Below are 24953 nucleotides of genomic sequence, written 5' to 3'. Positions count from 1 at the left end.
GAGGCATGGATTTGGCGAACTGATTTCGCCGTCTATGAAAATTTGATCGGTGAGGGACGGATGCAGGATGAAGGATATTCAAGTAGTGATCGTAACGGGGATGTCGGGTGCGGGGAAAACTGTTGCAACCCGTATATTTGAGGACTTGGGTTACTTCTGCATCGATAACTTGCCGCCAACCTTGCTCCCGAAATTTATTGACTTAATTGAAGATTCAGATTCGGAAAAGTTGAATAAACTGGCATTAGTCATGGATCTTCGCGGTAGGACGTTCTTTGATTCACTCTTTGCTTCACTGGACGCATTCAGTAAATCAGAAAAAATCAGACCGAAAATTTTGTTCCTTGATGCCAAAGATGAGACACTGGTGCATCGCTATAAGGAAACGCGGCGATCACATCCGCTTTCTCCAAAAAGCAGGCCAATCGACGGCATCCGTGCAGAACGAAAGAAACTTGAAGAAGTTAAAGGACTGGCACAATACTATATAGATACAACTGATATGACACCAAGGCAGCTGCGCGACCAGATCGCCCAAGAATTCGCTAGCGAAAGCGAAACCTTTCGCGTCAATTTGCTCTCCTTCGGCTTTAAATATGGCTTGCCGATTGACGCCGATCTCGTTTTTGATGTGCGTTTTCTGCCTAATCCTTATTATGTGAAACACATGCGTGAACGGACGGGATTAGACAAGGATATATCCGACTATGTGTTGAAATGGTCGGAAACGCAGCAGTTTCTAAAAAAGTTAATGGATCTGCTCCAATTTATGATTCCGCAATACAAACGCGAAGGCAAGGGACAGCTGGTCATTGCCATTGGCTGCACAGGCGGCAAACACCGGTCGGTCGCATTGACTGAATGGATTGCCAATAAACTTTCCGGAGATTTCCCGACAAACGTGTCGCACCGGGATATTGAGAGAGGAAAATAAAAGAATGACAGATCATAAAAAAGTAGTCGCTATCGGTGGTGGGACAGGACTGCCCGCGGTTCTTCGCGGACTGAAAAAGTATCCGGTTGATATCACCGCGATTGTGACTGTTGCGGATGACGGCGGCAGCAGTGGGGTGCTGAGAAATGAACTTCAGATCCCTCCTCCCGGTGACATTCGCAATGTACTGGTCTCGCTTTCGGATATTGAACCGATGTTTGAGCAGCTGCTTCAGCATCGATTTAAGTCTGATAGCGGGTTGAACGGCCACTCTATGGGCAATTTGCTGATTGCCGCGCTGACCTCAATTACCGGAGATTTTGTCAAGGGTGTGCGTGAGCTGAGCCGAATTCTTAATGTTCATGGTCAGGTACTTCCAGCTGCCGATCAGATGATAGCGCTTGGCGCAGTAATGAGTGACGGCAGCATTGTTGAAGGCGAATCACATATTCCTGAAGTGAATAAACGGATTGAACGTGTTTTCCTGAAACCGGCGGATATTCAGCCTTTACCTGAAAGTGTCCGCGCTATTCGTGAAGCGGACCTAATTACGTTTGGTCCTGGCAGTCTGTATACAAGTGTGATTCCTAACCTGCTTGTACCGGAATTGGCTGATGAAATTTACAGAGCTAAGGCGAGAAAAGTATATGTGTGCAATGTCATGACCCAGAAAGGGGAAACCGACCACTTCACGGCATCGGAACACATTACTGCGATTCATCGACATGTCGCGCATCCTTTAATTGATACAATCATTGTAAATAGCCAGCCAATTAAGCTGGATTTGCTGAAACGCTACGCGGCTGAGGAGTCGGAACCGGTACCAATCGATTGGAAGCAATTAAACGATTTGGGCATTGATGTAATTCACGCACCGCTGATAAAAACAGCCGGTGGCGTAGTTCGACATGATGAAGCGGTTGTGGGCCGCATGCTTATGTCCTTATTTACTGAGAAAAAAGTGTAAGATCTGGGGGTATTGGCATGTCATTTGCCGCAGAAACAAAAAAAGAACTAACAATGCTTGAGGTGGATGACTGTTGTGCGCGCGCCGAACTTGCCGCGCTCACGCGAATGAACGGATTCATTTCAATACGCAATAAACGGATCCAACTGGATATTGCGACGGAGAATGCCGCGATTTCGCGGCGTATTTTTCGACTAATTAAGCAGGCTTATCACTATCAGGTTGAGATTCTTGTCCGCAAAAAGATGCGACTAAAGAAAAACAATGTCTATATTGTCCGGTTAAAGGAAACTGCTCGTCCGTTCCTTGAAAATCTGAAAATAATTGATGATAACGGGCAATTCACGCGGGAAATCGCTCATGAACTGATCACGGAGGAATGCTGCAGACGTTCGTATCTCCGCGGCTCATTTCTCGCAGGCGGTTCATTGAACCATCCCGAATCGTCGTATCACTTAGAAATTTTTTCGAATTATGAAGAACATACGTATTCTTTGGCTAAACTGATGAATACGTTCAATCTTAATGTCAAAATATTGCCGAGAAAGAACGGGTATATCATTTATATGAAAGAAGGCGAGAAGATCACCGACTTTCTAAGCATTATCGGCGCGAATAAAGCCCTGTTTTACTTTGAGGATATCCGCATCGTCAAAGACATGCGTAATTCCGTCAATCGTCTCGTGAATTGTGAGACGGCGAATCTGAATAAGACGGTCAGCGCGGCCATGAAGCAAATGGAGAATATCCGGCTGATTGAAAAAAGCATCGGTCTTGAGGAATTGCCGGAAAAACTGAGAGAGATCGCCGAAATCCGTCTCAAAAATCCGGACATTACATTAAAAGAGCTCGGTGAGATGGTCAGCGGTGAGCCGATCAGCAAATCCGGCATCAATCACCGCTTTCGGAAGATCGATGCAATCGCCAATCGGATTCGTCAAGGGCAATAGCGCCGCCATAAACAGGGAAAGGAGGCATTCCCTAATGTTGGCGAAAAAAGTGACCGTCAGGCTGGAAAACGGTCTGCAGGCGTGTCCTGCCGCATTGTTTGTGCAGAGCGCAAATCTATTCAAATCACATCTGACTCTTGAAAAAGATGGTCATGTGGCAAATGTAAAAAGCATTATGGGCGTGATGAGTCTTGCTCCGGCTTATGGAGAGAGCTTTTTGCTTAGGGCGGAGGGAGAGGATGAAATGGATGCTCTCGCCGCCCTTGCTTCATTTGTAGAAAATGAACAAATGAATGCCTGAAAATGATAGCGCTTACTATACTATACAAAAAAGGTCGAAGCACGAGGCTCCGACCTTTTTTGTTTATTATTTTGATGCAACCATAATATCGTCGATCAAGCCGTATTTTTTCGCTTCCTCAGCAGACATGAAGTTGTCGCGGTCTGTATCGCGAGCAATAACTTCATAAGGCTGACCCGTTCTGTCAGCATAGATATGATTCAATTTTTCGCGAATACTTATAATTCGTTTCGCGTGAATCTCCATGTCCGACGCCTGGCCCTGCATGCCGCCGAGCGGTTGGTGAATCATGATTTCACTGTTCGGCAGTGCATAACGTTTGCCGATTTCCCCGGCGGTCAGCAGGAAGCTGCCCATGGAAGCAGCCATGCCGATGCAAATTGTAGATACTTTTGGTTTAATAAACTGCATCGTATCGAAAATGGCCATTCCTGCGGTAATTGATCCGCCCGGGCTGTTGATATAAAGCGAAATATCTTTTTCTGAATCCTCTGCTGCCAAGAAGAGCAGCTGTGCAACAACTGCATTGGCGACATTATCGTCAATAGCTGTGCCGAGCATGATGATGCGGTCTTTCAGCAAGCGTGAGTAGATATCATATGCGCGTTCTCCGCGGTTTGTCTGCTCAATGACTGTAGGTATTAAAGGCATTGAACGAACCCCCTTTTCCATTGAAAAAGTTATTTTTCCCATTACCAACATCCATGATACATTAAAGGTCAATATAGGTCAAATTTTAAGGACAAAAAATAAAGACCAGCCTGATGGCTGATCTTCTTCTTTTTGATGCGCTCGAAGGGAGTCGAACCCCCGACACATGGTACCGGAAACCATTGCTCTATCCACTGAGCTACGAGCGCATAACGAAACATTCATTCGCTGACATTTGTCTATTCTAAGCGATTCACTCCACTTTTGCAAGCGATTCTCGTAAATGTGTTTATTTTTACTGGGTGCTTGATGATAAAAATCGTACAAAGCATCTGCCCAAATTTAGGCTAAAAGGCAAAAATTAGGTATTCTCATTAGGGCAAGGCCTCACTCGGACTCATAGGTTATTAGTGTACTTCAATTGACGAGGAGGAGCAAAATTATGGAGGTTTCACCTTATTCAAACACGCACATGCCAGTTAATCCTGGAAATGTGGGTAACGTTGGAAACGTCGGTAATGTGGGGAACGCCGGCAATGTGGCAAATGTAGGCAATGTTAGCAATGTAGGAGCGATCAGCCCGATGCCTACTCCGAAGCCTGAATACAAACCGGCATACAAATTTCCGAGTCCTGGAAAAGGAAAAGGAAAAGGTGCGATGCCGAGCCCTTATGGCCCAAAGGCTGGGGTCGGTGCTGGAAAAGTAACAGAAAATACTTTGCATTGCCCGCCGACGCAGGGCGGAACGATTTATGATCCAGAGAGTGTCAATGTTCAGCACATTTATAAGCCGGTTATTGTCAAACATATTCATAAGATGCATACCGTTAGAAAAACCCATTACATCTATGAACATCAACATTACTATCCGCACACAATGTCTGAGACATGCGATGAACGTCATTATGATGTTCAATGCGAAAAGCCGTTTTTTCCAAAGCCATACTGCTAACCTAAGAAAAAGTCGTTTATCATCAAGCTGATTAATAACGTATGTAGAGCCCTTTGTTCTTAAAAACAAGAGGCTCTTTTTTCAACTGTCTACGTATAGTCCCATAAGGGTGCATTTTGAGAGACAGATCGTTACTTTGTTTGTGCTAAAGTTAATCCTACATTTGTGTTCTGCGAGCACACCATGTATTATAGTACGTGGCGGCATTCGGCCATGGAAACATAGGTTGTGTCCGGACTAAATACGATGTCCCGCTGAAGGAAGTGATCGCTCAATGAGTTCTGACAGTTCGAATCAAAACCCTGGTCCCAGTCATTGGTATGGGGAAGTTTATATGGCATCAGACGTCCCTGGGCGATTCACACTGGCTTCAGCGGGCGGATTATCTGTGTAGGCTTCCTCTGAAATAAGAGGAGGTGCACCATGATTGATATTTATTTAACAGATGAACAGGACAGATTGATCAAAAAGGATGAATTGGCAAAGGGCTGCTGGATCAATCTGACTCGGCCTTCTGAATTAGAAGTGCAGAAGGTTGTAGATGGAACGGGTATTCCATCGGACTTTATTCGTGACTCTTTGGATGATGACGAACGTTCACGTATTGAGAAAGAGGATGACACGGTATTGATTATCGTCGATTTTCCGGTGCTCGTTCAGGATGAGTCCGACTCCGCGCCCTATGATACAATTCCGCTTGGTATTATTGTTACGCCATTTTATTTTATTACGGTCTGCCTGCAAAGCAATCCGATTATTGATGATTTTATTAACAATCGAATCCGGAACTTTTTTACGTATAAAAAAACACGGTTTACTTTGCAAATTCTTTATGTAATTGCCCGTTATTATTTAAAATACCTGAAAACGATTGACCGCAGAACTTCGCTTATCGAGCGAGAACTGCATGAATCGATGCGTAATAAAGAGCTCTTTAACTTATTAAGTCTTGAAAAGACGCTCGTTTATTTCACGACTTCATTAAAATCTAACAATATTGTCATGGAAAAAATGACAAAACAGCGTTTCCTGCGTATGTACGAGGATGATCAGGATCTTCTTGAAGATGTCATTATCGAAATCAAACAGGCAATTGAGATGTCGGAAGTGCACAGCAATATCTTAAGCGGCATGATGGACGCGTATGCTTCCGTCATTTCAAACAATGTGAATGTGGTGATGAAATTCCTGACAACCGTTACGATCGTGCTTTCAATCCCGACGATGGTGGCGAGTTTCTGGGGCATGAATGTTGATTGGATTCCATGGCAACATGCTTCGCACGCATTCTTGATTCCAATCGGCATCGCATTGGGATTCGCAGGGATCACTGCACTGTTTTTCTGGAAAAAGAAATACTTTTAACATTAATGAATAGTAGAAAAGGATACAGCGAATTGGTCGCTGTATCCTTTTTAATATATGATCTCGGAGAACCCAAGTAAAGAGGAGAACAGTTCTTCAGCTCACAATGAAAGTCGAGACGGATAAGAGCGGGAACGATCTACGTGAGTCGAGTCGCTCAATGTTCGTTAAATGATCAATTAATTCGACAAAAACTGCTTATGTAAGCGTAGTCATTTTATGCTTCAATTGCTATAATAATAATAAAGGAGGTGGAGCGAGATGGGATTAGCACTTGTTCAGAAGCAATCTTTGAAACTAAAAATGGCGCCGGCACTTTATCAATCCGTGACGGTTTTACAGTGCAATAATGAAGAATTATCCAGATATCTTCATGAAAAAGCGCTTGAGAACCCGCTTCTTCGCGTTGAAGCTCGTGACTATCGCCGGGATTATTCTTATAATGCAATTGGAAACAGTGCCAAAAGCACCTCGGAGGTTATTGAGGAAACGGCGATAGATGTACTTGATTTTCGCGAATTGCTGCATCGTGATCTGCACCAGATGCGGATTGGGCGTGCATGCATGGAAGCGGCAGATTTGTTAATTGATTCGTTGAACGATAACGGTTTTCTAGATGAAGAACCGGAAGAGATTCTAGATCGTTTAGGAAATGATGAAGCAGACCCGGCCGAAGCACTGGCCATGGTCCAGTCGCTTGATCCTGCTGGCGTAGGTGCCCGCTCGCTCACTGAATGTCTCTGTCTCCAACTGCAGAGATCAGAACCGCGTTGCCCCCTCGCAGAGTCTATTTTAACGGACTATCGGGATTGTTTAATGAACGGTGACTGGGCAGAACTGGCTGAAATTCTCGGTACAACGGAAGAAGAGATCAATGAGGCGATCGCTCGCATCCGCAAGCTGAATCCGAATCCCATAGCCAATATTCAAGATGAACCAACACAATACATCATTCCGGATGTCGTTATTTCCAAAAGAGGAAATAGCCTCGTTTGTGAACTTGAGGATCAATATCTTCCAACTATATCTGTGAACACAGATGATTATAAGGCATATATGGAAGCAGCTGATGCTGAAACAAAACGCTATTTACGCGAAAAATATGAGGAAGCAGATTGGCTCCTGTCCGGTGTTTCCAGGCGTAAGCAGACCTTGATGAAACTGGCTGAAATGCTGATGAATTATCAGGAAGACTACTTTCAAACCGGAAGCCGTGAAAAGTTACGCCCGTTTGCGATGAAAAAGGCCGCGGAACAATTGTCTGTTCATGAATCAACGATCAGCCGCGCAGCCGCAGGCAAGTATATTCAGACAAACTATGGACTTTTTCCAATGAAAGATTTTTTTGTGCGAGCGGTGAAACCACAACAGGGGGCACTCTCTGCCTTTCAAATTCAATTTGAAATTAAACAGCTGGTTGATAACGAAGATCAAAAAAAACCTCTCTCCGATCAGATGCTCTCGCAATTGCTTGCACAGTCGGGGATTCGTTGCTCCAGACGAGCGGTCACCAAGTATCGCCAGGCATGCGGGATTGGATCAACGATCGAACGCAGAGCGGCACAAAACTGATCACCGTATAATATACGGGACAATGTTTGTCCCAGACGGACAAGCGTTGATAAATTTTACAACGCTTTATTTGTTTTGATTTGTCGAAATGGGGTATACTTCACATGGACAAAAAAAGCACTAGAGGAAAATTGGAAACGTGGAGAGCAGGTCATGAAGCTGTGGCATTTTTCGAAATTTGCAGATAGTTGCGAATCGAGAAAAGCGCAACCGATCAACATTTTCTTAGAATGTGACAGTTTTGCGTCATTAAAATGTCCTTTACAAACATTTACATGTTTATGCTTGTAAACGCTGATGAAAGTTGCTATCATGATACATGGAGCAGATGGGACATAAAATGACTGTGTGGGACATTTTGAGACCTGTATAGGTCGATCGAGGGGGACGCTGTGGAACATTTGCTTGATCTTCAGAAAAGGCTGATCCCGGATGTCTTAGACATAATGTCCAGTCGCTACCGTATTCTTCAATCCTTACATTTTCTTCAACCGATTGGCAGGCGAAGCCTGTCATCCCACTTGGGGATGACAGAGCGCGTCTTGCGAGGTGAGGTCACGTTCCTTAGCCAACAAGGGCTAATCCAGATGGCGTCAAGCGGCATGTATCTGACGGAAAACGGAGAAGCCATTGTCAAGGCTCTTGGCACAGTGATGAAGAATATTTCCGGGTTGAAGAACATGGAAAAGCAATTGGAAGAGGTTCTCGGCGTTTCCAAAGTTGTCATTGTCTCTGGCGACAGTGATCAGTACGCAACGGTCAAGAATGAGATGGGGCTGGCCTGCGTCAAGGAAATCGAACGCGCGCTGGGCGAGAACAATATCATTGCGGTAACCGGGGGCTCTACGCTCGCGGCTGTTGCAGAAATGATGCGTCCGCTCAGAAAAGCGCATCAGGATCTCCTGTTTGTGTCGGCGAGAGGCGGTCTTGGCGAAAAGGTCGAAAATCAAGCGAACACGATCTGCGCCAAAATGGCGGAAAAAGCTGAAGGGCGCTATCATCTGCTCCACGTTCCCGATCAGCTCAGTGACGAGTCCTATCACAGCTTGATGGAAGAGCCCAGCATTCACCGGGTGATGCAGCATATCCGCCGTGCAACCATTATTGTGCATGGCATTGGTGATGCGAAAACGATGGCTGTGCGCCGTCATTCCGGTGAAGAGTTTCTCAGAAGGGTCGACACGGAGCATGCTGTGGCCGAGGCTTTTGGCTATTTCTTTGATCAGACAGGACGCGTAATCCACAAGGTTCAGACAATTGGTTTACAATGGGAGGATCTTTTCGGAGCGCGATCTGTAATTGCCGTAGCCGGGGGCAAGTCTAAGGCTGAGGCAATTCAGGCTTATTTTAAGAAAGGCCCAGATTCCGTGCTCATCACGGATGAGGGAGCAGCACAAAAGATTTTAAAAAATTTCCAAACCATTTAGGAGGTCATTATTAACATGACAGTTAAAGTTGGTATTAACGGTTTCGGACGTATCGGTCGTCTGGCTTTCAGAAGAATCCAGGATGTTCCAGAATTGGAAGTTGTTGCAGTTAACGACCTTACAGATCCAGCAATGCTTGCAAACCTGCTGAAATATGATACAACTCAAGGTCGTTTCAACGGCGAAGTTAAGGTTGAAGAAGGCTACTTCGTAGTTAACGGCAAGAAAGTTAAAGTTCTCTCACAACGTGACCCTGCTGAATTGCCTTGGGGCGAACTCGGCGTTGACATCGTTCTTGAATGCACAGGCTTCTTCACTTCGAAAGACAAAGCTGAAGCACACATCAAAGGCGGCGCTAAGAAGGTCGTTATCTCTGCTCCTGCAAAAGGCGATTTGAAGACAATCGTATTCAACGTTAACAATGATTCACTCGATGGTTCTGAAACTGTTATTTCCGGTGCTTCTTGCACAACGAACTCTTTGGCTCCTGTAGCAAAAGTATTGAATGACAAATTCGGCATCGAAAAAGGCTTGATGACAACGGTTCACGCTTATACAGGCGACCAAATGACTCTTGACGGCCCACACAGAGGCGGAGATCTTCGTCGTGCACGTGCCGCTGCTGAAAACATCGTTCCTGCTTCTTCAGGTGCTGCACAAGCAGTTGCACTTGTTATCCCTGAACTGAAAGGCAAATTTGACGGCTCAGCTCAACGTGTCCCTGTTAAATCTGGTTCAGTAACGCTGCTCTACGCAACACTTGCAAAGAGCACTACAGTTGAAGAAATCAACGAATCGATCAAAGCAGCTGCTAACGAAACGCTCGGCTACAACGAAGATCCAATCGTTTCTTCTGACGTAATCGGCATTACTTACGGCTCACTGTTTGACGCTACTCAGACAAAGATCCTTGATGTTGACGGCAAACAACTCGTTCAGGTCGTTGCATGGTATGACAACGAAATGTCCTATACATCACAGCTTGTTCGTACGCTCGAATACTTTGCAAAACTTGCAAAATAATTTTTACCTAACTTTTTGAATAGAACTTGAATAGCGGAAACCGTTGTTGTTTCCGCTTTTTTAACGAATACTGTTCTTGTCGGCAGTGCCTTGGACTGCAGCCTGGCACAATTGCTGATGAAATAAAGTTGAGAGAGGGCTTTGACATGGCAAAGAAAACCATTAAAGACATTGATGTTAAAGGCAAAAAAGTTTTTGTCCGTGTTGACTTCAATGTTCCGCTTAGTGGCACAACAGTAACGGATGATACACGTATCCGCGCTGCACTCCCTACAATCAATTATTTGATTGAAAATGGTGCAAAAGTGATTCTTGCTTCTCACCTTGGCCGTCCAACAGCGGAAGACAAGGATTCCTTCAAGATGGATCCTGTTGCCGCTCGCTTGAGTGAATTGCTCGGCAAGCCTGTTGCGAAGACAGACGAAGTTGTCGGACCTGAAGTTGAAGCAGCAGTTGCAAAGTTGAATGCAGGAGACGTTCTCCTTCTTGAAAACGTTCGTTTTGAAAAAGGCGAAAAGAAAAATGATCCTGAACTCGCAAAAGCATTTGCATCACTCGCTGATGTTTATGTAAACGACGCATTTGGTTCTGCACACCGTGCACATGCGTCAACAGCAGGTATCGCTGAATATCTTCCGGCCGTAGCAGGCTTCCTTCTTGAAAAGGAATTGAAGATTCTCGGCGCATCCCTTGAAAACCCGAAACACCCATTCACTGCTATCATCGGTGGTGCAAAAGTAACGGACAAAATCGGCGTTATCGAAAATCTGCTTGATAAAGTAGACACTCTGATCGTTGGTGGCGGTCTTTCCTATACTTTTGTTAAAGCTCAAGGTTATGAAATCGGCAAATCTTTGCTCGACAAAGACAAACTGGATCTCGCTAAGAAATTCCTTGAACTTGCTAAAGAAAAAGGTGTTAACTTCTTAACACCTGTTGATACGGTTATCGCAGATGAATTCTCCGAAACAGCAAACAAAGATGTTGTCGACATCGACAAAATGCCTGAGGGCTGGCTCGGCGTAGACATCGGTCCTAAGACTGTTGAACTTTATTCTGATGCAATCAAGAAATCTAAGCTCGTTGTTTGGAACGGACCAATGGGGATCTTCGAAATGGAACCTTATGCGAAAGGTACTGAAGCAGTAGCTAAGGCTCTTGCTGAAGCAACGGACGCAACAACGATCATCGGTGGCGGCGATTCTGCAGCTGCTGTTGAGAAATTCCATCTTGCAGACAAAATGACGCACATCTCTACAGGTGGCGGCGCTTCTCTTGAATTGATGGAAGGCAAGGTTCTTCCAGGCGTTGCTGCTCTTGATGACGCTGAATAATCTGGACAAGATAACTAAGAACTAACCGCAAGAAAGGGTAGGTGTCCATTCATGTCACGTAAACCGATTATTGCCGGAAACTGGAAAATGAACAAAACGGTTAAGGAAGCACACGAATTTGTTGAGGCTGTTAAGGACAAGGTTCCTGCAGCTGATCTCGTTGAATCAGTCGTTGCCGCTCCTTTTCTCGCACTCGATCGCATCGTTGCTGATGCCAAGGGTTCAGATCTGAAGATCAGCGCTGAAAACGTTCATTTTGAAAATTCCGGTGCGTTCACTGGGGAAGTTAGCCCGGTTATGCTTGAAGATCTTGGCGTTCAATATGTAATCATTGGTCATTCTGAAAGAAGAGCAATGTTTGCAGAAACGGACGAAACAGTTAACAAAAAGGTACTTGCTTCGTTTGCACACAATCTGACTCCGATTGTCTGCGTTGGTGAAACGCTGGACGAACGTGAAGGCGGTAAATGGCAATCTGTTGTCAAGAACCAAGTAACAAAGGCATTTGCCGGCGTGCCAAGTGATCAGGCTGTTGATGTTGTTGTCGCTTATGAACCAATCTGGGCGATTGGCACTGGCAAATCTGCTTCTGATGAAGATGCTAATGAAGTTTGCGCTTATATTCGTGCAACAATTGCTGACCTTTATGATGAAGCAACTGCTGAAAAAGTTCGTATTCAATACGGCGGTAGTGTAAAGCCGGCAACAATCGCAGGCTTGCTTGCACAATCCGATATTGACGGCGCACTTGTAGGTGGCGCTAGCCTAGAACCTGAATCATTCCTTGCTCTGCTTGAAGCAGTAAAAGGCTGATTTCTGCAGATAATACTTATTAAATGAAATGGTGCAGGAAACTGACCGTTTTGTCCGGACATAACGGTCAGTTTCCAAATCCTTTAATAATTTTATATGAATAAGGAGAGATAAAGTATGTCTCAAATCGTTGAAGTTTACGGACGCGAAGTGCTCGATTCTCGCGGTAACCCAACTGTTGAAGTTGAAGTTTATACAGAAGACGGCGGCAAAGGCCGCGCACTCGTTCCAAGTGGTGCATCCACTGGTGAACACGAAGCTGTTGAATTACGCGATGGCGACAAGAGCCGTTACGGCGGCAAAGGCGTTCTGAAAGCTGTAAAGAACGTTAATGAATTAATCGCTCCTGAAGTTATCGGCATGGAAGTTCAAGACCAAGTAGCTCTTGACCAAGCAATGATCGATCTCGACGGAACAGAAAACAAAGGCAAATTGGGTGCCAACGCAATTCTTGGTGTTTCCCTTGCTGCTGCTAATGCAGCTGCTGATGAACTTGGTCTTCCACTGTACCGTTACCTCGGCGGTGTGAATGCAAAAGTTCTTCCTACACCAATGATGAACATCCTTAACGGTGGCAAGCACGCTGACAACAGCGTTGACTTCCAGGAATTCATGATCATGCCTGTAGGCGCAGATTCGATTAAAGAAGCTGTTCGCATCGGTGCTGAAGTTTATCATGCTCTGAAATCCGTTCTCTCTGCTAAGGGTCACCTGACTGCTGTTGGTGACGAAGGCGGTTTTGCTCCTAACCTGAAGAACAATGAAGAAGTGCTTGATACGATCCTTGAAGCGATCGAAAAAGCAGGCTTCAAACCAGGCGTTGATGTTAAGCTCGCAATTGACCCTGCTTCTTCTGAACTTTATGAAGACGGCAAGTACAACTTCAAGGGCGAAGGCGTTGTAAGAACAACTGACGAAATGATTGAATACTACACTAAGTTAGTTGATAAGTACCCGATCATCTCGATCGAAGACGGTCTTGATGAAAACGATTGGGAAGGCTGGTCAAAACTGACTAAAGCAATCGGAGATCGTGTTCAGTTGGTTGGTGACGACCTGTTCGTTACGAACACGGACTACCTGAAGAAAGGTATCGACCTTGGCGTTGCTAACTCGATTCTCATCAAGGTTAACCAAATCGGTACGCTGACTGAAACACTGAACGCAATCGAAATGGCTCAAAAAGCAGGATACACTGCTGTCGTTTCCCACCGTTCCGGTGAAACAGAAGATACTTCAATCTCTGACATCGTTGTTGCAACGAACGCAGGTGAAATCAAGACCGGTTCCCTTGCAAGAACTGACCGTATCGCTAAGTACAACCAATTGATCAGAATTGAAGATGATCTCGCTTCTTCAGCTGAATTCCTTGGCGACGCATCTTTCTACAACGTAAAATAATCTGTCTTTACCAAACCCTCGCTTCTTCAGCGGGGGTTTTTGTATTTATATGGGAATCGTTTCCAATTCGTTTAATTATGCAAAATGTTCAAAACTAATTTTCTTAAGACCTTTACATAGGACCAGGTAACATGTAGAATATTTTTTACAACTTAATGGGAAAATAAAGAGAAATATGTCAAATAAATAAATATCTGAAAACAGAGATAAATAGAGACCCATAAGTTGTGTATTAAGGTTATACAGAAGGAGATTTTAAGGATGAGTTTATTCAGAAAGAAGCCGATGGATTACACGATCCGTCAGGCGAGTGGTAAGAACGGTTTACAGAAAGCGATGGGCGCTTTCGACTTGACGATGCTTGGTGTCGGTGCAGTCATTGGAACAGGTATTTTCGTTATGACCGGTATTGTTGCGGCAAATGCCGCCGGACCGGCAATTATTTTATCCTTTGTTCTCTCGGGTATTGCGTGCGCGTTTGCCGCTTTGTGTTATGCAGAATTCGCATCGATGATTCCTGCTTCAGGAAGTGCTTATACGTACAGCTATACCGTTTTCGGTGAACTCTTTGCTTGGATTCTCGGCTGGGATTTAATTCTCGAATATGGCCTTGCCTGCTCCGTTGTAGCCAGTGGCTGGTCAGCTTATTTTCAGGAGCTGATGAAGGGTTTTGGCCTGCATCTGCCAACAGCGATCAGTGCTGCCTTCAACCCGGGTAACGGTACTTATGTGGATGTTATGGCAACCGTCATTGTGCTTTTATTGTCAGCGATCCTACTCAGCGGAGTGAAGGAATCGAGCCGAATTAATGATATTATGGTATTGATAAAAATTGGGGTTATCCTTTTGTTTATTGTGGTCGGTGTTTTTTATGTTAGACCTTCCAACTGGTCGCCTTTTATGCCTTATGGATTTGGCGGCGTGATCAAAGGGGCAGCGACAGCATTTCTTGCATACATCGGTTTCGATGCCGTGTCTTCAGCTTCCGAAGAAGTTCGGCGGCCGCAACGTGATATGCCGATCGGTATCCTTACTTCGCTTGGCATCTGTATGGTCCTTTATATCGCTGTTTCCGTTGTCCTGACCGGTATGGTTCCTTACAAGAATCTTAATGTAGGAGACCCAGTGGCCTTTGCTCTTCGCTTTGTTCATCAAAATTGGGTAGCTGGATTTGTATCCCTCGGTGCAATTCTTGGGATCACGACTGTGCTCTTTGTCATGATGTATGGACAAACCCGATTGTTCTTCGCAATCAGCCGTGACGGCTTGCTGCCGACGTCCATTGCCAAACTGACGAAAAAGTCGAAGACACCGATATACAGTATTATTCTGACTTGGATCATGGCGACCGTGTTCTCGGCGCTTATTCCACTCGACGAACTCGCTCAGCTTACCAATATTGGCACACTGTTCGCATTCATTGTCGTTTCAATCGGTGTTGTTGTTCTTCGCGTGAAGCGACCGGATATTAAACGGAATTTCAAGGTGCCATTCGTCTATGTTATTCCATTCTTGGCCGTTCTCTCATGTGGCTTCCTAATGATTAACCTGGAAGCACAGACTTGGATTCGATTCTTAATCTGGTTTGGTATTGGCCTTGTCATTTATTTAGTTTATGGCTACCGCCACAGTGTGCTTGGCCAATCCAATAATCAACAAAACGAATAACCTGGATCATGATGTTCTAAATATACATTAGAAAAGAAGAGATTTATGCTTCTTTTCTTTTTTTTGTACTATAGGAAAGTACATAATTTTAAGGATTATAGTATAAGTGCAACTATGACTTCGCCTTAGTCGTAGGCTTGGCAAAGCCAAGTTTTCTAATATTTTTAATTACGATACACCCACTTGTAATGCGCTCAGCGGTAATTTACGTGAAGTTAGATAAGCGTTTATTTGATTAAAGAATCAAGTATTATAGATCAAATATTTCAGAAAAGCTGTGACTAATGTCATATGAATAAAAAAATCTGTTTTTTATGATAAGTGTACTTACTACACTTATGATCTAAGATCAGTAACAATTCAATACATTTATATTAGATTCACATCATGCCGAACGCAGGGGGGCAGATTGATATGAAACAGGATGAGCCAACAATCTATGAAAGCGTTTTACAAAAAGGTTATTCTAGAAGGACTTTTCTAAAAATGTGTGCGGCATTAGCAGCAACGATCGGATTAGATTTCTCACAATCTGGCAAAGTCGCACATGCACTTGAAACGAAAAAGCGCGTGCCGGTCATCTGGCTGCAGATGCAGGATTGCACGGGCTGCTCAGAGTCCTTTATCCGCTCTTCTTATCCAAAAGTGGAGAGTGTGATTTTCAATATGATATCACTTGAATACATGGAAGTGCTGAGCGCTGCCGCTGGTTTTCAGACTGAGGAAGCAGAACAGAACGTGTTGAAGAAATATGCAGGTGAGTACATTCTGATCGTTGAGGGCAGTGTCCCTAAAGAAGCAGGCTATCTGACGATCGGAGGACGCTCAGGTGGTGACCTCTTGAGAGAGGCTGCCGAACATGCCAAAGCAGTGCTTGCGTTTGGTACATGTTCTTCATGGGGCGGCATCGCCAAGGCGAAACCGAATCCGACCGGAGCGCAGCCGATTTCGGCTGTTCTCAAAGGTATTCCGATTATCCGTGTCCCCGGCTGTCCTCCTATTGCCGAAGTCATGACAGGCGTGATTGCACATATTGTCACCTTCGATCAGCTGCCGGAGACCGATATGCTTGGCCGTCCCAAAGCCTTTTTCAGACATAGAATCCATGACAAGTGCAATCGCCGTGCGTACTTTGATGCCGGATTGTTCGCAGAATCTTTTGATGATCCGAATCTGAAGGCAGGATACTGTCTTTTTAAACTCGGATGCAAAGGACCGACAACCTATAATTCATGTGCGGAAATGCGCTGGAACGGTGGTGTCAGCTATCCGATTCAATCAGGAAATCCGTGCATCGGCTGCTCGGAAGCGGATTTTTGGGATAACGGCCCATTCTATACCCATTATTCAAAGATTCCGCTGACCCAGACAACAATCAATCCGGAAACGTGGGGCGCTGCTGCTGTCGGTGCTGCCGCGCTTGGCGTCGGCGCACACGCAGGGATTACCGCCGCAGTCAAGCATCATAAAGAGAAACAGCAGGATAAGGGTGATCAGAATGAGTAAACGTATTGTGGTGGATCCTGTCACACGGATCGAAGGCCATTTGAGAATTGAAGCGGATGTTCAGAACGGAAAAATCACAGATGCTTTCAGCTCGGGAACAGCGATTCGAGGGATCGAACTTGTAGTAAAAAATCGTGATCCGCGTGATGTCTGGGGTTATGTACAGCGTATTTGCGGTGTCTGTACATCTTCTCATGCGCTCGCTAGTATTCGCGCCGTTGAAGATGCACTTGATATCCACATTCCGCATAATGCCAGCTTAATCCGCAATATGATGAATGGTGCACTTAATCTTCATGACCATATCGTTCATTTTTACCACTTGCATGCCTTCGATTGGGTCGACGCGATCAGCGTGCTGAAAGCCGATCCTAAAGAGACAAGCCGGATTGCACAATCAATTTCGCCATGGCCGAATTCGTCACCTGGCTATTTTAAAAGTGTCCAAGATAAGATTAAGCGAGTTGCAGATAGTGGTCAGCTAGGTATTTTCGCTAACGGTTACTGGGGGCATTCAGCATATAAGCTTCCTCCAGAAGTCAATCTTCTCGCAGTCGCTCACTACCTCGAAGCGTTGGACTGGCAGAAGGAGATTGTCAAAATACACACGATTTTCGGCGGCAAGAATCCGCATCCGCATTATCTGGTCGGGGGCATGGCGACACCGCTTGATATTAATATGGATAACGGCATTCATTCAGAGAAGCTGGAGCAAATTGATCAGTTGATCACTCAGGCTCATGACTTTATTCATCAGGTTTATATTCCCGATCTGATGGCGATCGCCTCATATTACAAGGATTGGGGCAGTAAGGAAATCGGCGGCGGCTTGAACAATTATCTGTGCTATGGCGATTTTTCTACAAAAGACATTCGTGATACGAAACTGTACCGCTCGCCGAGAGGCATTATTCTTAATGGAAACATGAATGAAATCTTGGATGTTGATCCGCATGATCTGAATCAAGTGAGTGAACGAATTGATCATTCCTGGTACACCTATGATGGAAAAGATACCGGATCCCGTCATCCGTGGAAAGGCTCGACGGAAATGAATTATTCTGGACCAAAGCCTCCGTATGAATATCTGGATACCAACAAGAAATACAGCTGGATTAAATCGCCACGCTGGAAAAGCCATCCGATGGAAACCGGTCCGCTTGCACGGCTGATGGTTGGTTATGCCGCGAATAAAGGCGATTATCGAGCAATCGCTGATGACGCGCTGAAAAAGCTGAAGCTGCCGCTTTCCGCTATGCATTCAGCACTCGGGCGTACCTTGGCACGCGGTTTGGACGCAGGTATGATTGTCGGCTGGATGCGCGATGATTTCAATCAGCTCATCAGCAATATTAGACAAGGTGACCAGACGACTTTTGACAATTCGAAATGGGAGCCTAAGACTTGGCCTGACCACGCTTTTGGCGCGGGGACAAGTGAGGCGCCGCGCGGAGCGCTCGGTCACTGGATTGAGATTAAGAATGGAAAAACCGCCAACTATCAGGCGGTTGTGCCGACGACGTGGAATGCGTCGCCAAGAGACAGCGCGGATGTGCTAGGAGCCTACGAATCTTCACTGCGTGGTGTGCCGGTTGCCGATCCGAAAAATCCTCTGGAGATTCTGCGTGTTGTCCATTCCTTTGATCCATGTCTTGCCTGTGCGGTGCATTTGACCGATCTAACCGATCAGAGCAAGACATCGATTCATGTGCAGTGAGCGAGGAGGGGAAAACGATGAAAATGCTAACAGGGGTGAAGCCGGCGATCCGCCAAAGATTAAGAGAAGGTGCACTGAAGAATCAGCAAACCGAACAAGCGGATGTGCAGGCAGTAAAAGCTCGTGAAAAGCAATCGATCTATGTCTGGGAGCTTCCAATTCGCATCTTTCACTGGGTGAATGCTGCATGTATCATGGTGCTGATGGTGACCGGAATTTATATCGGGCATCCGTTTATCACACCAGCAAACAATGGTGAAGCTTATTATGACTTTTTCATGGGCTGGGTGCGTGACATCCACTTTTTCACTGCGTTTATTTTTACGGCCAATCTAATTTTTCGCGCATATTGGACGTGGAAAGGCAACCATTATGCCAAATCGCAAATCTTGCAAGTTAGTTTCTGGCTTGGGCTGATTGAGACACTTAAAGGCTATCTTTTTCTGCCCAATCATAAACCGCATTACATCGGTCATAACCCGCTGGCACAGCTCAGCTATTGGATTTTTATCGGCTTGGGATCGGTGATTATGGTGCTGACTGGGTACTATTTGCTGTTTCAGCCGCAGCCGGACACGATCTATGGAAAAATGTTTGCCTGGGTACCCTTCATTTTTGGCGGGTCAGACTTCACGGTCCGTTCATGGCATCACTTGGTGGCGTGGGCATTTATGGTATTCATTGTGATTCATGTGTATATGGCATATCGCGAAGATTGGATGGCAAAGAACGGGACGATGTCGTCGATTTTTACCGGCTATAAATTTGAACCGGAGCATCGTGCCGAAGAAGCAGCTCATGAAATTCCCGAGAAAATTACAATTTTGGGTATTGGCAACACGCTCTATTCTGATGAAGGTGTTGGCGTGTACGCTCTACCGTTATTGGAAAAGGCGCTTGCCGATGTTCCAAACCTTGAATTTGTTGACGGATCTACGGAAGGGATGCAGCTGCTTGGCCCTGTGGAAAATACGCAAGCCTTGATTGTTCTTGACGCAATTAATGCAAATGTGAAACCGGGCACGATTATCAAGCTCGAGAAGGCACAGATTCCTTCTTTTAACGGGATAAAAATGTCGGTACATCAGATTGGGTTTCAAGAAGTCGTATCGGCTGCGCAATTGAGAGAGCGTGTACCTAAAAAAATGGTGCTGTTTGGCATCCAGCCTGCTTCACTTGAACTCGGAACTGAACTGACAGATACAGCCAGAGCGTCAATTGCCATTTTGACGAATAAGGTCAAGCAGCAGATCAATGATTGGCGGTCAAACTGATGGATCGCCGTTCGTTTTTGAAAGAAATGATTCATGATTTGGCTGACGTTGGCAAGCAAATTGCCGGACCATACATCGAGGAAAAACTTGATAAGATTGACCGTGCAACTGATCTGATCACCGGGGTGAGCTGGTTCACGCTCGGTGAGCTATCCAAAGGCTATGATGAGCAGTTGGTGAATGGGATTTTGATCAGTTTCTTCACAGAGAAAGAACACATCTTGGCGTGCTCGAAAACATGTCTTGATTGTCATGAACTGGCGCACTGGATTTCATATCAGGAAGAGCTGAGGTGTCCGGAATGCGGCCGATCCTATTCCTTACGCCATCAAGAAGGAACATTGAATCTTAAGCACTACACTGTAAAAAAGGACACAGGTGGCTGGCAGATCGCGCTGCCTGCACAGGGAGCTGCTTTTCATGCATGAAATGGGCTTAATGGAGGACGCGATTCAGATTGTTTCCGAAGATGCCGAAAAGCATGGGTTCAGGAATATTGACAGTGTCACTTTAATAGTAGGTGATTTGAGCAATGTGCTGCCTGACGCGCTTCAATTTGCTTTTGAGGCGATCAAAAGGTCCGGAGAGTCTCCGTTACTCAGTGCTCAAACGCGACTTGATCTGATCAGGGAGAGGGGGCGTGCTAAGTGCACCGTCTGTGAAATTGAGTACGAGCCGACCCAATATCTCGCCATTTGCCCAGAATGCGGGATGCCTTTTGGAGTGCTTCTATCAGGTGAAACCTTTAAAATAGAATCATATGAAGGGAGTTGAGCGCATGAAAGTAACCTTGAATCGAAATGTAATGGAGAACAATGATGAAGCAGCAGCTTTCAATCGCGATCTATTCAATAAAACGCAAACGCTGGTTATCAACTTAATGAGTTCCCCGGGAGCCGGAAAAACAACGATTTTAGAAAAGACGATCGGCGCGCTTAGCGGCGAATTCAGGATGGCAGTTATTGAAGGCGATATTGCAACGGAACGCGACGCAGATAGGATTCGTGCCCTAGGCGCGCCGGCTGTTCAAATTGCGACGGAAGGTGAGTGTCATCTTGATCCCCGCATGGTTGCCAAAGTGCTTCCGGAAATTGATTTGGACACGGTAGATATTCTGTTCATTGAGAATGTCGGCAATCTCGTTTGCCCATCTGAATTCGATCTCGGGCAGAATCACCGTGTTGTTGTGCTCAGTACGCCTGAAGGAAACGATAAAATTCCTAAGTATCCGCTCATGTTTCATGTGACGGAGCTCGCGCTTATTAATAAAATTGATCTAATTCCATATGTGGCCTTCGATATGGACAAGGCAGAAAAAGATTTGTCGGGCATTAATCCAAAGTCACGCCTCTTACCCGTTTCCGCCAAGACAGGAGAAGGGTTCGAAACGTGGCTTAATTGGATCAAGGATGCGTATCAGGCGTGCGTAAAGCAGTAAGCGTCATTGTCCGCGGACGTGTGCAAGGCGTCGGGTTTCGCCCGTATGTCTATCAGCTGTCGAAGCAGCTTGGACTGAGCGGAACAGTGCAGAACAATATGGATGGTGTCCACATTGTTTGGGAAGGAGAAAATGCAGCGATTGAAAAGGCAATTGCGCGTCTATCCACTGAGAAGCCACGCCTGGCACGGATTGATTATATCTCCAGCAAATCTGTTGCGGTGAACCAGAGAACTGGATTTCGCATTATCGAAAGCGACCGGGACGGAAAATCAGCACTCGTGATTCCGGTTGATGCAGCAGTCTGTGATGATTGCCTTGATGAAATGCGAGATCCGCATAACCCGAGATACCGGTACCCATTTATAAATTGTACACAATGCGGGCCGCGTTACACGATTATTGAAGGTTTGCCCTATGATCGGCCGTTTACATCAATGAAGCAATTTCAGATGTGCTCCCGTTGTCGGAACGAGTATACAAACCCGATGAACAGGCGTCACCATGCCCAGCCGACTGCCTGTGCCTCATGCGGACCTGAATTGTCCCTGCTTTCAATGAATGGACAAACGACAGCTAAAGGCGAAGAGGCATTGATTCTTGCCGTGCAAGCGCTCGAAGCGGGGAAAATTGTGGCAGTAAAAGGCATTGGCGGATATCACCTCGCCTGTGATGCATCCAATCTTCAGTCCGTAGAACGGTTGCGTGCGCGAAAACAGCGGCCTAGCAAACCGCTCGCGATCATGGCTCCACTTGAGCATGTTCGGCGAATCGCAGTCCTTTCACGTGAAGAGGAGGCACTGCTTACTTCGCCTGCTGCACCGATTGTCTTGCTGAATAAAAGTGCCGCTTTTTCCGAGTATTTACCTGAGCTGATTGCGCCTGGGATGCAGACTATTGGCGCGATGCTTCCGTATTTACCATTACATCATCTCTTATTTGATGATGGTGCCTATTCCTATCTTGTGATGACGAGTGCGAATCCATCCGGATTACCGATGCTCTATAAAGATCAGCAGGCTGTTGATTATCTGTCGGGTATCGCAGATTTAGTGCTTACGCATAATCGGGAAATTGTTAATCCAATCGATGATTCTGTTGTTCGGGTGAGCAGTCATGCCCCTTTATTTCTCAGGCGTGCCCGCGGCTATGTACCCGATCCCATTCAATCATTGGAAAATGTGGACGGAATCGTCGCGCTCGGCGGGCAGCTGAAAAATACATTTTCGCTCGGTAGAAATCATCAGATTTTCGTAGGGCCACATCTTGGGGATCTCTCGGATGTGCGAAGCCTCGATCACTATGAGAAGACATTAAGTCATTTATTGAAATGGATGGGTGTAACTTTTCAAACCATCGCGCTTGATACTCATCCTCTTTACAGTTATCGAGAAATTACCGGTAAATGGCCGCTTCCTATGGTACAGGTGCAGCACCATCATGCCCATATGGTTTCATGTATGGCAGAGAATGGACTGAGTGAGCCATGCCTTGGCATTATTCTGGATGGTACCGGATATGGAACAGATGGTGCAATCTGGGGTTTTGAAGTGCTTTATGGAAATGCCGGACAATGTCGGCGACTGGGACATCTTCGCTATACGCCGCTTCCTGGTGGAGACCGTGCCGTGCGTGAGCCATGGCGAAATGCTGCGGCAATGCTGGTCGCTTTGCTTGGCGACTCTGGTGAGAAACTTGCGGAACAGTTATTTCCAGAAAAGAGAGAAGCGCTGCCTATAATCTTTCGTATGGCAGAGAAGCAAATCAACAGCCCACTTGCAGGCACTTGCGGCAGGCTGTTTGACGCGATCAGTGCGATACTTGGGCTATGCCGTGTATCCACTTATGATGGTGAAGCGGCGGTACGTCTTTCAGAAGCGATGGATCCGTGTGGTAAGCCGGTAGCGGCTTACCCTTATGAAATTCGGAAAAAAGAGAAGCTTGAGGAAGCAGATTTTTCCGTAATGCTGAAGCAGATTGCTGAAGATCGTCTGTCCGGATTGCCGTCGGAACTACTGATCCGCCGTTTTCATGAAACCCTTGTATCGGCGCTCGCCCGGATGGCTGATCTGGCGGCTGCTCAATACCCGAAAAGTAAGCGGAGGATCGTCTTATCGGGAGGAAGTATTAACAATCCTTATCTATCATCGAGACTCTATGACAGATTGGTAGACCATGGATTTACGGTATACACGCATCACCTTCTCCCAAGTGGCGATGGTGGGCTCAGTCTTGGACAGATCATCATTGCGGCTCAATGGATAAAATCCGGAGCCGGAGTTTTACATAATGGATGTGCAAACTTTGAAAAATAAGGAATTTTGGGGAGGATGAGCAGAATGTGTGTAGGTGTTCCCGCAAAAGTCATTGAAAAGAACGAATTTACAGCACTTGTGGATGTGCTCGGTACAAAAATGGAAGTTGGTATTTTATTTGTACCCGATGTAGAGATCGGCGAATATGTGATTGTTCACGCCGGGCAAGGCATGTCCATTATTGATCAGACATTCGCTCAAGCGAGTATCGAAGAATGGGAGAAGATGGCCCGTGCGGACATTATTTGAACCGAAGGATTCAGCTGTAGCCCGAGAACTTGCTCAAAAAGTGATAAAACTTGCGGATCGATGCAAAGAAAAAACGGGTGTTACACCGGCGTTCATGGAGGTGTGCGGTTCGCACACAATGGCGCTGGCACGATCAGGGATCAAACTGATTCTGCAAGACCACGTCCGATTATTGTCAGGACCGGGCTGCCCGGTATGCGTCACCGATCAGAAACAAATCGACGCGATGATCGAAGTTGCTGAGGCACAGAATCGAATTGTCTGCACCTTCGGCGATATGATGCGTGTGCCTGGATCAAAAAGGAGCTTACTGAGCGCGAAAACGGAGGGGCGTGATGTCCGAATTGTGTATTCGCCACTTGACGCGGTGCGTATCGCTCAAGAAAATCCGGATCGCGAGGTTGTTTTTCTCGGTGTCGGCTTTGAGACGACTGTACCGGTGCTGGCCGCAGCACTTCAGCTCGCCGAACTCAAGCAAGTTGAAAATTTTTCAATGTGGGCAACGACGAAACTCGTTCAGCCGGTATTGCGCACATTGCTCTCCGTCAAAAAGGTCAAGATTCACGGGTTTTTGCTTCCTGGTCATGTTTCGATTGTGCTCGGTGAGCAGGCTTATCAATTTTTAGCCGATGAATTCCATATGCCAGGCGTGATTACTGGTTTTGAAACTGTTGAAATGCTGAGCGGAATTTATAAGCTCTTGCAGATGGTACTTAATGATCAACCGGCAATTCTCAATAATTATAAAAGTGTTGTCCGGCCAGACGGAAATCCCATTGCGCAAAAAATCATGAACGAGTTCTTCACACCTTGTGATGAGACGTGGCGAGGCATGGGGATGATTCCTCAGAGCGGGCTGGACATTCGTGACCAGTACAGTCATTTAAATGCGAAGAAAAAATTTAATGTCACAGTAGGCGAGCCAAAGAAAACGCTTTGCCGTTGCGGTGACATGATCTGCGGTCTAGCAACTCCGGATGAGTGCATTCTGTTTGGAAAAGCGTGTACGCCAATCCACCCGGTTGGCCCATGCATGGTTTCAGATGAGGGCAGTTGTTCCGCTTATTACGCTTACATGAGAAAGGAAGGATGACCG

At 45.9% G+C, this 24953-nt stretch carries 23 protein-coding genes and 1 tRNA gene; 22 read left to right on the top strand and 2 right to left on the bottom strand.

From position 1 onward, the window contains the following. Positions 1 to 67 precede the first annotated feature (67 nt). The 4 genes from rapZ to P343_RS29925 are packed head-to-tail and all read left to right on the top strand — an operon-like array spanning position 68 to position 3152. Positions 68 to 934: an RNase adapter RapZ gene (gene rapZ, locus P343_RS29940; protein ID WP_023510539.1), complete on the top strand. Its 867-nt coding sequence runs from the start codon at positions 68 to 70 to the stop codon at positions 932 to 934. A 4-nt stretch (positions 935 to 938) separates the two neighbouring features. Beyond that, on the top strand, positions 939 to 1901 hold the full coding sequence (locus P343_RS29935) for a gluconeogenesis factor YvcK family protein (protein ID WP_023510538.1): 963 nt from the start codon (positions 939 to 941) through the stop codon (positions 1899 to 1901). Positions 1902 to 1918: 17 nt separating this feature from the next. Then, positions 1919 to 2851, top strand: coding sequence for a DNA-binding protein WhiA (gene whiA, locus P343_RS29930; RefSeq protein ID WP_023510537.1), 933 nt, complete (start codon positions 1919 to 1921; stop codon positions 2849 to 2851). Positions 2852 to 2885: 34 nt separating this feature from the next. Further along, the gene (locus tag P343_RS29925) at positions 2886 to 3152 is read left to right on the top strand and encodes an HPr family phosphocarrier protein (protein WP_023510536.1); all 267 of its coding nucleotides are present in this window, start codon (positions 2886 to 2888) and stop codon (positions 3150 to 3152) included. A gap of 66 nt (positions 3153 to 3218) precedes the next feature. On the opposite strand, the gene clpP is transcribed toward P343_RS29925, so the two are convergent. Together clpP and P343_RS29915 are read right to left on the bottom strand one after the other, a co-directional pair. Further along, positions 3219 to 3803 carry an ATP-dependent Clp endopeptidase proteolytic subunit ClpP gene (clpP, locus tag P343_RS29920; RefSeq protein ID WP_023510535.1) on the bottom strand — a complete coding sequence of 195 codons (585 nt, stop codon included), beginning with the start codon at positions 3801 to 3803 and terminating at the stop codon, positions 3219 to 3221. A gap of 136 nt (positions 3804 to 3939) precedes the next feature. Further along, positions 3940 to 4012, bottom strand: a tRNA-Arg gene (locus P343_RS29915). A gap of 233 nt (positions 4013 to 4245) precedes the next feature. Here P343_RS29915 and P343_RS36430 point away from each other — a divergent pair. The 18 genes from P343_RS36430 (at position 4246) to hypD (ending at position 24950) form a co-directional block, all read left to right on the top strand. Then, on the top strand, positions 4246 to 4755 hold the full coding sequence (locus P343_RS36430) for a CotD family spore coat protein (protein ID WP_023510534.1): 510 nt from the start codon (positions 4246 to 4248) through the stop codon (positions 4753 to 4755). A gap of 423 nt (positions 4756 to 5178) precedes the next feature. After that, on the top strand, positions 5179 to 6120 hold the full coding sequence (locus tag P343_RS29910; RefSeq protein WP_023510533.1) for a magnesium transporter CorA family protein: 942 nt from the start codon (positions 5179 to 5181) through the stop codon (positions 6118 to 6120). 261 nt (positions 6121 to 6381) lie between these two features. Further along, a complete protein-coding gene (gene rpoN / locus P343_RS29905; RefSeq protein WP_023510532.1) occupies positions 6382 to 7692 on the top strand; it encodes an RNA polymerase factor sigma-54 in 1311 nt (436 codons plus the stop codon). Positions 7693 to 8084: 392 nt separating this feature from the next. Continuing rightward, positions 8085 to 9119: a sugar-binding transcriptional regulator gene (locus P343_RS29900; RefSeq protein WP_023510531.1), complete on the top strand. Its 1035-nt coding sequence runs from the start codon at positions 8085 to 8087 to the stop codon at positions 9117 to 9119. Positions 9120 to 9134: 15 nt separating this feature from the next. Next, a complete protein-coding gene (gap, locus tag P343_RS29895) occupies positions 9135 to 10142 on the top strand; it encodes a type I glyceraldehyde-3-phosphate dehydrogenase (RefSeq protein WP_023510530.1) in 1008 nt (335 codons plus the stop codon). A 146-nt stretch (positions 10143 to 10288) separates the two neighbouring features. Further along, the gene (locus tag P343_RS29890) at positions 10289 to 11476 is read left to right on the top strand and encodes a phosphoglycerate kinase (RefSeq protein WP_023510529.1); all 1188 of its coding nucleotides are present in this window, start codon (positions 10289 to 10291) and stop codon (positions 11474 to 11476) included. Between the two features lie 51 nt (positions 11477 to 11527). Further along, on the top strand, positions 11528 to 12289 hold the full coding sequence (tpiA, locus tag P343_RS29885; protein ID WP_023510528.1) for a triose-phosphate isomerase: 762 nt from the start codon (positions 11528 to 11530) through the stop codon (positions 12287 to 12289). Positions 12290 to 12406: 117 nt separating this feature from the next. Beyond that, positions 12407 to 13690, top strand: a complete 1284-nt coding sequence (gene eno / locus P343_RS29880; RefSeq protein WP_023510527.1) for a phosphopyruvate hydratase — start codon at positions 12407 to 12409, stop codon at positions 13688 to 13690. A gap of 261 nt (positions 13691 to 13951) precedes the next feature. Beyond that, a complete protein-coding gene (locus tag P343_RS29875; RefSeq protein WP_023510526.1) occupies positions 13952 to 15358 on the top strand; it encodes a branched-chain amino acid transporter BcaP in 1407 nt (468 codons plus the stop codon). A 414-nt stretch (positions 15359 to 15772) separates the two neighbouring features. Continuing rightward, positions 15773 to 16864 (top strand): hydrogenase small subunit, encoded by a 1092-nt coding sequence (locus P343_RS29870; RefSeq protein WP_023510525.1) that lies wholly within the window; start codon positions 15773 to 15775, stop codon positions 16862 to 16864. Beyond that, on the top strand, positions 16857 to 18581 hold the full coding sequence (locus P343_RS29865; RefSeq protein WP_023510524.1) for a nickel-dependent hydrogenase large subunit: 1725 nt from the start codon (positions 16857 to 16859) through the stop codon (positions 18579 to 18581). Before P343_RS29870 ends, P343_RS29865 begins: the two co-directional genes overlap by 8 nt. A 17-nt stretch (positions 18582 to 18598) precedes the next feature. Next, on the top strand, positions 18599 to 19855 hold the full coding sequence (cybH, locus tag P343_RS37790) for a Ni/Fe-hydrogenase, b-type cytochrome subunit (protein WP_023510523.1): 1257 nt from the start codon (positions 18599 to 18601) through the stop codon (positions 19853 to 19855). Then, entirely contained in the window at positions 19840 to 20283 is a 444-nt protein-coding gene (locus P343_RS29855) for a Rieske (2Fe-2S) protein (protein ID WP_152525289.1), read from the top strand. Before cybH ends, P343_RS29855 begins: the two co-directional genes overlap by 16 nt. Continuing rightward, on the top strand, positions 20276 to 20629 hold the full coding sequence (locus tag P343_RS29850; RefSeq protein ID WP_023510521.1) for a hydrogenase maturation nickel metallochaperone HypA/HybF: 354 nt from the start codon (positions 20276 to 20278) through the stop codon (positions 20627 to 20629). The genes P343_RS29855 and P343_RS29850 overlap by 8 nt, the downstream gene beginning before the upstream one ends. Before the next feature lie 4 nt (positions 20630 to 20633). Then, a complete protein-coding gene (gene hypB / locus P343_RS29845; protein WP_023510520.1) occupies positions 20634 to 21293 on the top strand; it encodes a hydrogenase nickel incorporation protein HypB in 660 nt (219 codons plus the stop codon). Continuing rightward, positions 21278 to 23608: a carbamoyltransferase HypF gene (hypF, locus tag P343_RS29840; protein ID WP_023510519.1), complete on the top strand. Its 2331-nt coding sequence runs from the start codon at positions 21278 to 21280 to the stop codon at positions 23606 to 23608. Before hypB ends, hypF begins: the two co-directional genes overlap by 16 nt. A 24-nt stretch (positions 23609 to 23632) precedes the next feature. Next, positions 23633 to 23857: a HypC/HybG/HupF family hydrogenase formation chaperone gene (locus P343_RS29835; RefSeq protein ID WP_023510518.1), complete on the top strand. Its 225-nt coding sequence runs from the start codon at positions 23633 to 23635 to the stop codon at positions 23855 to 23857. Then, the gene (gene hypD, locus P343_RS29830) at positions 23841 to 24950 is read left to right on the top strand and encodes a hydrogenase formation protein HypD (protein ID WP_023510517.1); all 1110 of its coding nucleotides are present in this window, start codon (positions 23841 to 23843) and stop codon (positions 24948 to 24950) included. Before P343_RS29835 ends, hypD begins: the two co-directional genes overlap by 17 nt. Positions 24951 to 24953: the final 3 nt, after the last annotated feature.

This window comes from Sporolactobacillus laevolacticus DSM 442 (genome assembly GCF_000497245.1).
Classification (GTDB): domain Bacteria; phylum Bacillota; class Bacilli; order Bacillales; family Sporolactobacillaceae; genus Sporolactobacillus; species Sporolactobacillus laevolacticus.
The sequence above is the reverse complement of the archived record's forward strand: the minus strand, read 5'-3'. Positions and strand labels throughout refer to the sequence as shown.